The following is a 12528-nucleotide window of genomic DNA, read 5'->3' as shown; positions in this document are numbered from 1 at the left end:
CAGGAGGGTATTCCAAAGCCAACTATTGGCTAAGGAACACCCTCCTTTTTACATACACCTAACTATCATACTTTTATGCACGGATATACTGTCTTCCACCAATACTCGCATGTATACGGGCAGGGTACTCTTGTGAAGGGCTTAACACAAGTTCTTTTTCCCGGTTTCCTTCAGGGGCAAACTGCGACAGATAGGCAAAATCGGGGTAGATCACTTCATTTGTCAAATAAGCAGAAGTGGTGGCCCCCGGTCGTCGATGACGATTGAGGGAGTCAATGATGCCTTCCGCTGTTCGAATGCCAATGCCGTGACCATAAAACGAGTCTTCCCTTAGCTTGACAACATTTTCTCCTTTCCACTCTGGCGTTTCGGGTGATACATTGGGATTGTTGAAATACAGGATGTCGCCAGGAACAGCCTTGTGACTCCCTTGCTCCTGTATGAGTCTGAGATCACTGTCATAGTGCCAATCATACAGCAGCATATCAGCAAAAATCCGATTAAATTCACTTTCCAGAATGGAATCCAGCACTCCTTTGTAGAGTACAATGACCATAGCGGTCGCACACTCAAAGGCATATTTATGTCCATTCACAAAAATATCCCTGATCCCCTGCGCCGGAGTGATACCTGCTTTGATCTGAAATCCGCCTTTTTCCGTCAAATTCCAAAATTGCTCATTACAGCGTGCGGTATCAAAGGTGGCAAAGGATACACCGCTTCGATTCAAAGCTTCCGCTGCCTCGACAATTCGGCTTCTTAAGATCGTTTCAAACTGTTGCCGCTGCATGTGGGCACCTCCATTCATTCATCAAGTTTAGTAACTATTATATATATGTCATCTGGAGTGCAAGTTGCCTGGTTTCCTTCAAAAAGTAAGCGGAAGAAAGGGACGGTACACCCATATTCCTGGAGGGATTTTCTGTTATAAAGGTGGACATACTTTGAACAGCTTGGACATAGAATGTTACAAGACTTGTTCAAAACCGGAGGAATCCAAATGTTTAAAAGAAAGCCGAAAAACTACGCAGGATACAGCCAGCTTTTGCCTAAGACACGCGTTTTTGTGTTGCCGATGGCACTGCTGCTCGTCTTGACATTGCCACTCACACTGCTAAGTACGCAGGCTGCTTGGGGAGCAGTGAAGAAGGAGGAATTCCCACCTGCTTTTACTACACATGCACAGGCCTCATCTCTAATGGATGTCACATCAGGAAGAATCATATATTCCGCCGAGGGTGACCGAGAGTTGCGTATTGCCAGTCTGACCAAAATTATGACCGCGATCGTAGCCATTGAACATGGACGCTTGCAGGATCCGGTAAAGGTGAGTCCGACGGCTTTTGCCAAAGAGGGCTCCTCGCTTTTTCTCCAAAAGGGTGAACAAATGACACTGGAAAATATGCTGTACGGCTTGATGCTCCGTTCTGGTAACGATGCGGCTTCCGCCATTGCTGAGCATGTGGGAGGGACGGAGGAAGGATTTGTTCATTTGATGAATGAGAAGGCGGTTGAGCTTGGACTAAGCCATTCCCACTTTGCTAATCCGCATGGACTGGATGCCGAGGGTCACTATTCCTCTGCCAATGATTTGGCTCGGCTTACCGCTTATGCGCTGCATAATCCGACCTTTGCCCGCATTGTGAAGACGGAGTTAAAAAAAGCGCCTAATCCAAATGAATCATGGGATTATTCATGGCATAACAAGAACAAGATGCTGAGGCTCTATGAGGGAGCTGATGGTGTGAAAACGGGTTATACAAAAAAAGCGTTTCGCTGTCTGGTCAGCTCAGCCACACGGGACGGTCGCCAGCTTGCTGCCGTTACCCTGAATGACGGAGACGACTGGAACGACCATGCTCGCATGCTCGACTACGTTTTCCAATATTATCCACTCATTCCGATTACGGACAAGCAGCAGCCGATTGACGGTTATCCGCTGCTGACAGGCACAAGCTTTGCCTATCCTTTGCATGATGGGGAGAAGGAGCAGCTGCACAAAAGACTGGTCCTGTATAAAAAGGCCACGTCTGACAGAGCTGACGTATCCTTTGGTTTGCGGGGACGTGTCGAGTTCCTGCTGGAAGGCAAGCTTATTGGCTCGGTTCCTGTGTATGACAAAGGGAGCTTGCTGCCCGTCCGAAGCACAGTACAGCCACAACAGGAAATTCCGACAGCACAAGCTCCTGCAAGCCGTGGCATCCAAGAGCGTACCTGGACGAGCGGATGGAGCGAGATTTTAAGAAATCTGTTCGGAGCATAGGGGTTTGGTTACATTCATCGGTGAAAGGGAGTGATCGGCCTTGATCCATCTTATATGGGTGGCCCTGATTTGTATTGGATTTGTGTTTGCCGCCGCTCAGGGAAATATTGAAGTGGTGACCAAGGCGGCATTTGATGGGGCGGCTACGGGCGTTACGGTATGCTTTGGACTGATTAGTGTGCTTGTATTTTGGATGGGGATGATGAAGCTGGCGGAAGACGGTGGGCTTTTGCAGAAAATATCCAAACTGCTCGCCCCGTTAGTAGCCTTTCTGTTTCCTGATGTTCCGCGTAATCATCCGGCAATGGGGTATATCTTGTCCAATATGAGCGCTAATCTGCTCGGGCTGGGAAATGCGGCGACCCCGATGGGCATCAAGGCGATGCAAGAGCTGCAATCGCTCAATCCCGACAAGCAGACCGCTACACCTGCTATGTGTACGCTGCTTGCTTTGAACACGGCCAGCATTACGCTTATTCCAACCACACTGATCGCGATCCGGCTCAATTATCATTCTGCCAATCCGACAGAAATCGTTGGGACAACGCTGGTGGCGACTGCCATAGCCACCTTTGCCGCGATCGCGGCGGATCGCTGGTACCGTAGCCGAGAGCTGCGTCGTCCTCCAGCCAGTCCACCTTCCACATCATCATTGCCGTCACAGAAAACACAGGCTCCACAGGGCACGCCAGTAGCTGCGTCCTCTCCGGCTACGCCGCCCGTTTCTTCACCTGCCGTTCAGGGAACTGGAATGACGGCTGCCAAGGGCAGAAACACCACTTGGAAAGGATGAGGGAGGCATGCTTTATTTCATTAACCTCGTATCGACGTGGGCCATTCCGGTTATTCTTGCCTTTATTCCTTTATATGCTTATGCCCAAAAGGTACCAGTCTACGATTCCTTTGTGGATGGAGCCAAAGACGGCTTCTCTACGGCCATCAGTATCATTCCTCATCTCGTAGGCATGATGGTGGCTATCAGCATTTTTCGAGCGTCCGGCGCTCTGGATTACCTGATATCCTGGGTAACGCCATGGATCAAAAGCTGGGGCGTACCTGGTGAGGTACTGCCATTAGGACTGTTGCGCCCGTTGACGGGCACCGGCTCGCTTGCGTTTACGACGGATCTGATCCGCACGTATGGCCCGGATTCCATGATCGGTCGTATTGCCTCCACGATACAGGGCAGCACAGACACGACACTCTATGTACTGACTGTATATTTTGGCGCGGTAGGTATTCGAAATGGGCGTTATGCCTTGAAGGTGGGGCTGTTTTCAGACGTGGTCGGTTTTGTGGCAGCGATTGCGATTTGCCTGCTTGTCTTTTGATTCCTGCATTGATTTGTGAACGGGGCTTGTGATTTTGTTCATGGATGGGTATCATTAGCATGAGGTGAATTAGCGAACATGGAAAGATTGCAGAAAATACTGGCCCAGGCTGGTGTAGCTTCCCGACGTAAATGTGAGGAGCTTATTCAGGCGGGTAGCGTGGAAGTGAACGGGGTTACCGTAACAGAGCTGGGAACGAAGGCAGACCCTGATCAGGATATAATTACGGTAAAGGGTAGACCAATCAAAACCGAGAAAAAAATCTATTTAATGATGAACAAGCCTAAAGGCGTGATTACGAGTGCTTCCGATCCGGAAGGACGTAAAATCGTGTCCGACTATCTGAAAGGCGTTAAGGAACGCGTCTATCCGGTAGGTCGTCTTGATTACGATACGGAGGGGCTGTTGTTGCTCACCAATGACGGCGAGTTCGCCAATCTGCTCACCCATCCGAAGCATCATGTGCCCAAGACGTATGTAGCGACAGTCAAAGGCGTTCCGCACGGAACCGAGCTGGACAAGCTGAAAAAAGGGATCGTGCTGGAGGATGGCATTACCGCACCCGCTGAGGTAGAATACAAGGATGTGGACCCGAACGGCAAAGAGTCTGTGATCCAGATTACTATTTATGAAGGCAGAAACCGTCAGGTCAGACGAATGTTTGAGGCCATTTCCCATCCGGTCATCAAGCTTAAACGAATTGCCTTCGGCGATCTTTTGCTGCAAAACCTGAAGCGCGGTCTGACGAGACCCCTTACTAAGGACGAAATCAACCGTCTCATTCAACTTGCACAGTCAGACAACACGAAAAAGAAACGGACAGGACGGGGGTCATAACCCCGGCCTTTTTGGTGTAAAGAGAGCTGAATGAACAGAGTAAGGTTTGACCGGACACGGGAAAATAGTAAAATAGAGAGAATGCTTTTTTTAGCGAAGGGGCTGGGAATATGTCAGAACAAAGCAACCGCATATTAATTGTAGATGATGAAGAACGCATTCGCCGCCTTCTGCGGATGTATCTGGAAAAAGAAGGATATGAAATTGATGAAGCTGAGGATGGCGAAATTGCACTCCAGAAAGCGACTGCAAGTGATTACAGCATTATTCTGCTCGATGTGATGTTACCGGGCATGGATGGAATTGAAGTTTGCACACGTTTGCGACAGACCAAAGCTACACCTGTGATCATGCTGACTGCCAAAGGCGAGGAAGTGAACCGCGTACAGGGCTTTGAAGTCGGGGCCGATGATTATGTGGTCAAGCCTTTTAGCCCGCGTGAGGTGATTTATCGGGTGAAGGCGATTTTGCGCCGTTCGTCAGAAACTGCTTTTTTGACCAAGGAGACGGTGCCGAGCAACAGCATTGTTTTTCCGAATCTTATTATTGAGCATGATGCGCATCGTGTAAGTGCAGGCGGGATTGAAATTAGTCTCACTCCTAAAGAGTACGAGTTGCTGCATTATTTGGCTGTATCGCCGGACAAGGTGTTTTCGCGCGAAGAGCTGCTGAAAGACGTATGGAATTATGAATTTTTTGGTGATCTACGAACGGTGGATACGCATGTCAAACGGCTTCGTGAAAAGCTGAACAAAGTATCACCGGAGGCAGCGGCTATGATTACAACGGTTTGGGGTGTCGGCTATAAGCTGGAGGTTCCAAAATAACGTGAGCTTCTGGAGATCGCTGGTAGGCAAGCTGTGGATTACCATCATTTGTTTGGTAGGCTGTGTGCTTATTTTTCTGGGACTTTTTTTGTTGCCTTACATCAACAGGAATTTCGCCGCATATGAATCGACGGAAATCAAGCATTTGTTCACCTATACATGCATTGTCGGCTTTTTACTTACGACTTTTTTTGCTCTGTTTCTTTTTACTAAAATCACGCAGCCTATGCAGCTGTTGATTCAGGCGGCGAATGCGATCCGTGAGGGAAGATATGATACACGACTTTCGCTGGTAACAAGTGACGAGATTGGCGAACTGGCGAAAACTTTTAATCATATGTCTACGGAGCTGGAAGCGACGATCCGCAGTCTGAATGAGGAGAAGAATCATCTGTCCAGCGTGCTGAGAAGCATGTCTGATGCTGTAATGACCTTCGACAGAAGCGGACAAATCATTTTGACGAATCCGCCTGCACAAATTCTGCTGGATAGATGGAAAAAGCTGGAGTGGCAAGAGCATGATCAGGAGGAATTCGGAGTGTCTGTACCTGGGCCGTTGCTGCCGTTGTTCCACACCGTTATGGACAGGGGAGAGGACGCCGGAGACTATATTCATGTAAAACAGGGCTCTTGGTCGGTACAGATGGCGCCGTTGTACACGGATAATGTGATTCGTGGCGCTGTCGCTGTGCTCAGAGACATCACGGAGGAAGTCAAGCTGGAGAAGATGCGGAGTGACTTTGTTGCTAATGTGTCCCATGAAATTCGTACACCGCTTTCCATGATGCAGGGCTACAGCGAGGCCTTGCTCGATGGAATGGCTGGTTCACCAGAAGAATCCGAGGAATTGGTGCGGGTCATTCATGATGAATCGTTGCGTATGGGAAGACTGGTCAAGGATCTGCTTGATCTGGCTCGAATGGAGGCAGGTCATACAGACATGCACCGTCAGGAAGTGAATGTCAATGAACTGATCGAGCGTGTTCAACGTAAATTTACGGTGCGTTCGAAGGAACAGGGGCTGACGCTTGATTATTATCATGAGCAAGGTCAGCCTCTACTGCTACCTGAAGCAGATGAAGACCGATTGGAGCAGGTGCTGACCAACTTGTTAGATAATGCGTTCAGGCATACGCTCGGTGGAAAAAGTGTTACCATTAGTGCGGATCAGATTTTGGGGGAACGGCATGAGCTGATTCGCATTCGGATTAAGGATGAAGGTGTGGGCATTGCCAGTGAGGACCTGCCTTATATTTTTGACCGCTTTTACAAGGCAGACAAGGCTAGAGTACGGGGCGTGGACAAAGGAACCGGTCTTGGGCTTGCTATTGTCAAAAATATTGTAGAGGCTCACGGAGGCTCTGTCTCCACAGCCAGCGTATTGGGAGAAGGGACGGAGTTCACTATTTTGCTGCCGATCTCCAAAAAAACAAAGTCGGGCTCTGTAACAGGCTTGTAAGCCAACAGAAGAATGTACCCCGGTTCGCAGGCATCCTCGGAAGAGGGTGCTTTTTGTTGAAAAATCAACATTTATCTTGTTCAACGTGGAACATTCAGCTTCTCAGAGCAGTAGGTCTGATGCTGGTATTGGGAATGAGGCGTGAATATATAAAAAAGACGCCCGGTTCGCCGGACGCCTCTCTGATTAGGTAAAGCATGTTAACATTATTCAGCAATGCTGATACCTTAATCGAGTACTACTTCTTGAGCGGTATTCAGTTCAGGCAAGCCAACCAGTTGGATCAGCACGTCTTTAGGAACGGCTTTATCAACGGTCAGAATCATGATGGCTTCACCACCGATAATTTTACGTCCTACCTGCATGGAGGCGATATTCACGCCGTTCTCCCCAAGCAGAGTGCCGACACGCCCGATAATGCCGGGTTTGTCATTGTGGGAGATGAGCAGGAAATGCGCTTCTGGTGCCACGTCCACCGGGAACTGGTTCAACTGGACGATACGTTCGCCATAGCCTGCGAGCAGGGTACCTGCTACACGTTGCTCCTCTCCACTTTGCGTTTTGAGCGTGACGGTGATCAGGTTGGTAAAGCCCTTGGTAGCCGGAGCCTGAGACACGACAAGATGGATGTCACGTGTTTTGGCAAGGTGGACAGAGTTTACAATGTTAACATCGCTGCCCAGATGGCGACTGAGCACACCTTTCAAAATATAACGTGTCAGTGGTTGTGTATCCACTGAAGACAGATCACCTGCGTAATCCACCTGGATTTCACGTACAGCCTGATTCGTCACTTGAGCGGCAAAGCTGCCCAGCTTCTCGCCAAGCGAGAAATAAGGCTGCAATTGCGTCATCACGTTGGATGGCACCGGAGGCATGTTGACCGCATTTTTGAACGGCTCATCACGCAAAATGTGCAGCACCTGCTCGGATACGTCGATCGCTACATTCTCCTGAGCTTCTACCGTGGATGCACCCAGATGCGGAGTAACGATAATTTTCGGATGGCTCAGGAAAGGGTGATCCTGTGCTGGCGGCTCCGATTCGAATACGTCAAAGGCTGCGCCGGCAACGATGCCTTCATCAATGGCTTCAACGAGAGCCATTTCATCGACAACGCCGCCGCGGGCACAGTTGATGATACGCATCCCTTTTTTCATCACTTCAAACTGCGGACGGGCAATCATATGCTTCGTTTCCGGTGTTAACGGTGTGTGTACCGTCATGAAATCCGCGTTGCGGATAATTTCGTCCACACTTGCCAGCTTGATGCCCAGCTTCTCAGCGCGTTCTTCCGTCAGAAACGGATCATAGCCGAGAATGCTCATGCCGAAGGCTTTGGCACGTTTGGCCACCTCGCTGCCGATGCGTCCCATACCGAGTACGCCAAGCGTTTTGTTACGCAGCTCAACACCGAGGAATGTTTTACGATCCCATGTACCGCCGATGGTTTTGGCATACGCCTGTGGAATATGACGCGCCAGAGCCATCATCATGGCAAAAGTATGCTCACATGTCGTAATTGTGTTGCCGTCAGGGGCATTAATGACGATAATTCCGCGTTGTGTTGCTGCTTCCAGATCAATATTGTCCACTCCGACACCAGCGCGTCCGACAACCTTGAGGTTCTTACCTGCTGTCATGATGCGTTCTGTTACCCGGGTTTGGCTACGAACGAGCAGTGCATCATAGTCACCAATAATTTGAACTAATTCGTCCTCGCTGAGACCTGTGTTCTTGTCCACCGTTACATCGTCTGCATCCATCAGTTGCTGGATGCCCAGGTCACTGATCGGATCGGATACTAAAACTTTAAACATTTGGTTTCCTCCTCAAAGTTAACTTCTTTTATGGACAGGATGTACTTCAACTGAAATACATTCCATAAAGAACGTGAAAAAAACTTGAAATGCTTCTGAAAAACAGAAGATCGCGGACAGCACTAACGTGATAACGCATTGACGCAGAAAAGGGGTAAAATAGCATTTGGCACCAAGCTGACGGTTAAAAAGGTCATATGCAGAACCGCTTTGCGGTTTGCGGGCATCAAAAAAACTCCCGAATCGCATACTATCTCCATAGTAAGGGACGAGAGTTTATCGTGGTACCACCCTAATTCGCAGCCGTTTCACAACGGACTGCCTTCAGCGGTCATAAATATGACCGAAAGGATAACGGTTTTCTGCCGATTGCATCTAATGCCGGGAAATCATCCGAGGCTTCGGTGCAATAACTCAGGAGCGCTAAAAGTAATTACTCCGCCACCGGCTTCCACCCAAGCACCGACTCTCTGAAGACGAAATCAAGACCTTTTCTCCATCATTGTTGTTGTCGCTAATAATTTTTTCATAATGTATCATGGCTTACATGGACATGTCAATAGGACATGTGACATGCGTGGACACCGGGCTAGATACATAGCTGCAGAATAATAAGTTTTAAGCCTTCTTGAATCCGTTCGACTTTTTGGCTATGATGCTTAAGAAGACTATGCAGAGGACTAACTACTATGAAAAAGCTTAAAGTGAAATGGAAAAGAGCGCAAATTCATGAATTGAATGACCGCTTGCTGCTTTACAATTTGTATCTAACCCAGGGACTGACCCTGATAGTCGGCGCAATCTGGATTATTTTTCAGAAAAGAAATGTGCTGGAGTTGTTTGCGTGGCCGAACAGTCTGCATGTCTTATGGTGGGGGTTGGGACTGGCTGCGGCTATGCTGCTAGTGGACCTGCTCCTGTCACGGGTTATGCCCGAGGATGCTATGGATGACGGGGGCATTAACCAGATGCTGTTTCAAAATCGACCCATCTGGCATATTGTATGTATAGCAGCCATCGTTTCGATCTGTGAGGAACTATTATTCAGGGGGGCGATTCAGTACAGCTTTGGGCCTTACTGGACAAGTATCTTGTTTGCGGTCATCCATATCCGGTATTTGCGGCATTGGATTCCGACAGGCTGGGTTTTTCTGAGCAGTTACGGTTTGGGGTACATATACGTGCAGACCGGTAGCCTGTGGGCGCCGATCATTTGTCATTTTGTGATTGACCTCATATCCGGTTTGGCGCTACGCTTTCGGAGGTATGAAGCATGAATCAGGAACTTAGCAGAGTGCAGACCTATGGCACCCGCCGAAATGGACGCAAAGGCAAGGGAGATAACAGTCCAAAACCAGTTCGCTCCCGTGCTTCACGTCCCGCACCGGAATGGACTGACGTTGCTGCTGCACCGGAAGTTGCTGTGACGATGGAGGATGATGCTCCTGTCAGCGAGTACCAGACACGGGCAGAAATGTTTCCGTCCCGCCGTATCCGGGTGAGTAAGTGGTTTTTAAATTTTTTGAGCACACTTTTTGTGCTCATTACAGCAGCATTGCTGTGGTGGGGCATCAAAGGGGCACCACCCATTAGTAAAATGCTCTGGTAATTATAAACCAGTGTGATCGCTTGTGCCTAGAGTTATTTATAGGTGCAGGCACTGCAAACGGTATACTAAAAGAGCCTCCTTACCCGCTTATATGACTTGCGGGAAATGGAGGCTCTTTTGCAATCGTTTAGGATCGGTAATAGAAGCACAAGGGCCTGTTAGCTGGCAGGTACCTCAATACTTTGTGGATCGACAAATTGGTAACCCTTTTGCTCCAGACGGGTCAACAGGCTATCCAACGCTTCTGCGGTCCATGGCAACTCATGCATTAAAATATTGCTACCCGGATGCAATTGCTCCGTAACATTCTTGAGAATTGTATCCGTTTTATTCGGCTGTCTCTTTTTCATTGTCCAATCGAGCGAACCAACGGACCATGTCGTATATAAAAGTCCGTAATCCTTGGAGACCTTGCGGCCGACATCCCCACCTGCACCATGAGGAGGACGGAAGAACACAGGCGTTTGCCCCGTTGTTTCCTCAACAATTTTTTGCACCGATTCAATTTGCTTTTTCACTTCGGCCTCCGATTTGTTCTTTAGCACAACGTGATCCCAGCTATGGTTGCCGATAGGCTGCCTACGGTCATGTATGAGCTTGAGCTGCTCAGGGTGCTCCTTCACGCGGTAACCGTTTACGAAGAAAATGGCTTTGGCCTTGTGCTTGTCCAGAATATCAATGATTTTGTTGATCATGACCGCTACCTTGGGTCCGTCGTCAAAGGTCAGTAAAACAATCTTTTTCTCCGCCTCTTGTTGGTTAGGAACCACGTTGTAAGCCTTGTCCCAATGATACGTTTTGTTAACGGTATCCGTTGAATTTGTAGCCTCGTTGCTGTCGGCGACAGTCTTGCCAGTTTGCGGCGTTGTTTGGGCTATTAAGTTATTACCATGATTACTGCCTGCTTGCTCACTGTTGTTGGTTGGGGAAGAAGCTGCGCCCAGACCTTTGTCTGTGTTGTTACTGGTTTCAGACGTTGTATGGGTCTGGTTATTGCTTATGACTGCCGATTCTGGCTTGGGCGCAGCGCAAGCACTTAGCAGCAGACATGCGGTCAACAAAATGGCTGCTGTTTTTGTACCCATTAACTCACCTTCCTGTATTTATACCGTATGAGTTTGTCTCTGCTGACGAACACTATGCTTGATTCTACCACAAAGGGAGGTTCTAATTTTGAAAACATCTTCGTTTTTCCTGGGAATCGTTTTGGGCGCAGTGGCGAGCACTATGATCTCCCGTAACCGCAGTATGTTAGGCTTATCTATGGACATGGATGGAAAAAAAGGCGGTAATTTGGTTCAAAAAGCCCGTACCAAAATGATGGACGCGGCGTTCCCCGGAATGGGTGATATTACGCTTAATAAGCAAGACACCCATAAGGATCAGGATCACCGTTCCACAACAGATAAAACAGCTCATAGCGCCCATACAGCCCAAACTAAAGAAGAAAATATGAAGCTGATTAAAGATTTTATCAGCACCAGTCCCGATGTTAAGCGTGAGGTCGAGCAAATCCTGAAAGAAACTCATACAGCCGTACCGGGTTTGTAACCCGGAACCTCTATCCTGAATCATTTTGCGGCTTTTTTGTAAAAGCCGTTCAAATGATTCTTTTTTTTATCATTTTTATTGCGTGCATTTACGATTATAAAATGATAACATGATTACATAGAACCATTTTCTTCACAAGCACCATAAATGCATCATAATCTGTTAATAACACTCGGCTGCCAGGAGGAGGGTCCAGTATGAAAATAGAAAGATTAAGCCAGGACAAGATACGGATTTTCCTTACCTTTGATGATTTGAGCGAACGCGGTATTCAAAAAGACGACATGTGGCAAGAGATTCCAAGAGTCCATGAGCTGTTCACCGAAATGATGGATCAGGCATATAGCGAGCTGGGCTTCGACGCCACGGGACCTTTAGCCGTCGAAGTATTTGCGCTTCCTGCTCAGGGTATGGTAGTTATCGTCACTCGAGGGAAATATGACCACCAGCAATATGGTTCGGGTCCTGATGATGAGCTTCCAGAGGAAGTATATGAAATGGAAGTTACGCTGGAGCACAGCGATTCCATCGTCTACGCGTTTAGAGATTTCGAAGTACTCATAGAAGCGGCTCACATGCTCCGTAGTAACACCACGGATGCAGGTAAGCTGTATCATTATAGAGGAAAATGGATTCTGCATTTGGAACCGGAAGAAGTAGAAGAGTCCAAGCTTGCGGCCTTGATCGCGGTTCTTGCTGAATTTGGGGAAGGCTCATCCGTAACACCGGCAATGCTGGAGGAGTATGGCAAGCTGGTCATTCCTGAACAGGCGATTGATGTCATCTGCACTCATTTCGACAGCCGCTCTTAATGAGCTTAAAGAAAAGTAA

General features: G+C 48.3%; 13 protein-coding genes and 1 other annotated feature. Of the genes, 10 read left to right on the top strand and 3 right to left on the bottom strand.

Annotated features, from left to right (window positions below):
• Positions 1 to 73: 73 nt before the first annotated feature.
• Positions 74 to 790: a protein-glutamine gamma-glutamyltransferase gene (locus tag ACIFQM_RS20230; protein ID WP_430042714.1), complete on the bottom strand. Its 717-nt coding sequence runs from the start codon at positions 788 to 790 to the stop codon at positions 74 to 76.
• A gap of 210 nt (positions 791 to 1000) precedes the next feature.
• Here ACIFQM_RS20230 and ACIFQM_RS20225 point away from each other — a divergent pair, with 210 nt between their 5' ends.
• From ACIFQM_RS20225 to ACIFQM_RS20200, 6 genes are all read left to right on the top strand, one after another.
• On the top strand, positions 1001 to 2263 hold the full coding sequence (locus tag ACIFQM_RS20225) for a D-alanyl-D-alanine carboxypeptidase family protein (protein ID WP_430042716.1): 1263 nt from the start codon (positions 1001 to 1003) through the stop codon (positions 2261 to 2263).
• Between the two features lie 40 nt (positions 2264 to 2303).
• A complete protein-coding gene (locus tag ACIFQM_RS20220; protein ID WP_430042718.1) occupies positions 2304 to 3056 on the top strand; it encodes a nucleoside recognition domain-containing protein in 753 nt (250 codons plus the stop codon).
• A gap of 7 nt (positions 3057 to 3063) precedes the next feature.
• Complete coding sequence (locus ACIFQM_RS20215) at positions 3064 to 3594, top strand: spore maturation protein (protein WP_430042719.1); 531 nt, start codon at positions 3064 to 3066, stop codon at positions 3592 to 3594.
• Between the two features lie 78 nt (positions 3595 to 3672).
• Positions 3673 to 4431, top strand: a complete 759-nt coding sequence (locus ACIFQM_RS20210) for a pseudouridine synthase (protein WP_025685819.1) — start codon at positions 3673 to 3675, stop codon at positions 4429 to 4431.
• A gap of 110 nt (positions 4432 to 4541) precedes the next feature.
• Complete coding sequence (locus tag ACIFQM_RS20205; protein ID WP_014282126.1) at positions 4542 to 5258, top strand: response regulator transcription factor; 717 nt, start codon at positions 4542 to 4544, stop codon at positions 5256 to 5258.
• Position 5259: 1 nt separating this feature from the next.
• Positions 5260 to 6717: an ATP-binding protein gene (locus ACIFQM_RS20200; RefSeq protein ID WP_430042721.1), complete on the top strand. Its 1458-nt coding sequence runs from the start codon at positions 5260 to 5262 to the stop codon at positions 6715 to 6717.
• Positions 6718 to 6944: 227 nt separating this feature from the next.
• Here ACIFQM_RS20200 and serA read toward each other — a convergent pair whose 3' ends face one another.
• Positions 6945 to 8537, bottom strand: coding sequence for a phosphoglycerate dehydrogenase (gene serA, locus ACIFQM_RS20195; RefSeq protein ID WP_430042722.1), 1593 nt, complete (start codon positions 8535 to 8537; stop codon positions 6945 to 6947).
• Positions 8538 to 8798: 261 nt separating this feature from the next.
• Positions 8799 to 9049 (bottom strand) — a binding site (T-box leader).
• Positions 9050 to 9226: 177 nt separating this feature from the next.
• Here serA and ACIFQM_RS20190 point away from each other — a divergent pair.
• Positions 9227 to 9814 (top strand): type II CAAX endopeptidase family protein, encoded by a 588-nt coding sequence (locus ACIFQM_RS20190; protein ID WP_283652267.1) that lies wholly within the window; start codon positions 9227 to 9229, stop codon positions 9812 to 9814.
• Positions 9811 to 10146, top strand: a complete 336-nt coding sequence (locus tag ACIFQM_RS20185) for a hypothetical protein (protein ID WP_430042724.1) — start codon at positions 9811 to 9813, stop codon at positions 10144 to 10146. Before ACIFQM_RS20190 ends, ACIFQM_RS20185 begins: the two co-directional genes overlap by 4 nt.
• Positions 10147 to 10304: 158 nt before the next feature.
• Here ACIFQM_RS20185 and ACIFQM_RS20180 read toward each other — a convergent pair whose 3' ends face one another.
• Entirely contained in the window at positions 10305 to 11231 is a 927-nt protein-coding gene (locus ACIFQM_RS20180; protein WP_430042726.1) for a polysaccharide deacetylase family protein, read from the bottom strand.
• 88 nt (positions 11232 to 11319) lie between these two features.
• On the opposite strand from ACIFQM_RS20180, the gene ACIFQM_RS20175 reads away from it, so the two are divergent.
• Entirely contained in the window at positions 11320 to 11697 is a 378-nt protein-coding gene (locus tag ACIFQM_RS20175; RefSeq protein WP_430042728.1) for a hypothetical protein, read from the top strand.
• A gap of 197 nt (positions 11698 to 11894) precedes the next feature.
• On the top strand, positions 11895 to 12509 hold the full coding sequence (locus ACIFQM_RS20170) for a genetic competence negative regulator (RefSeq protein WP_430042729.1): 615 nt from the start codon (positions 11895 to 11897) through the stop codon (positions 12507 to 12509).
• Positions 12510 to 12528 lie beyond the last annotated feature (19 nt).

Origin of the sequence: Paenibacillus sp. NRS-1782 (assembly GCF_050467685.1) — a bacterium.
In the GTDB taxonomy this organism is placed as follows: Bacteria; Bacillota; Bacilli; order Paenibacillales; family Paenibacillaceae; genus Paenibacillus; species Paenibacillus terrae_A.
Note: the sequence above shows the minus strand (reverse complement) of the source record. Positions and strands in the feature narration are given on the sequence as shown.

Bases quoted from the DNA above. Each gene is read 5' to 3' on its own strand.
- ACIFQM_RS20230 (WP_430042714.1), bottom strand. From the start codon at position 790: ATGCAGCGGCAACAGTTTGAAACGATCTTAAGAAGCCGAATTGTCGAG.
- ACIFQM_RS20225 (WP_430042716.1), top strand. From the start codon at position 1,001: ATGTTTAAAAGAAAGCCGAAAAACTACGCAGGATACAGCCAGCTTTTG.
- ACIFQM_RS20215 (WP_430042719.1), top strand. From the start codon at position 3,064: ATGCTTTATTTCATTAACCTCGTATCGACGTGGGCCATTCCGGTTATT.
- ACIFQM_RS20210 (WP_025685819.1), top strand. From the start codon at position 3,673: ATGGAAAGATTGCAGAAAATACTGGCCCAGGCTGGTGTAGCTTCCCGA.
- ACIFQM_RS20205 (WP_014282126.1), top strand. From the start codon at position 4,542: ATGTCAGAACAAAGCAACCGCATATTAATTGTAGATGATGAAGAACGC.
- serA (WP_430042722.1), bottom strand. From the start codon at position 8,537: ATGTTTAAAGTTTTAGTATCCGATCCGATCAGTGACCTGGGCATCCAG.
- ACIFQM_RS20190 (WP_283652267.1), top strand. From the start codon at position 9,227: ATGAAAAAGCTTAAAGTGAAATGGAAAAGAGCGCAAATTCATGAATTG.
- ACIFQM_RS20185 (WP_430042724.1), top strand. From the start codon at position 9,811: ATGAATCAGGAACTTAGCAGAGTGCAGACCTATGGCACCCGCCGAAAT.
- ACIFQM_RS20180 (WP_430042726.1), bottom strand. From the start codon at position 11,231: ATGGGTACAAAAACAGCAGCCATTTTGTTGACCGCATGTCTGCTGCTA.
- ACIFQM_RS20170 (WP_430042729.1), top strand. From the start codon at position 11,895: ATGAAAATAGAAAGATTAAGCCAGGACAAGATACGGATTTTCCTTACC.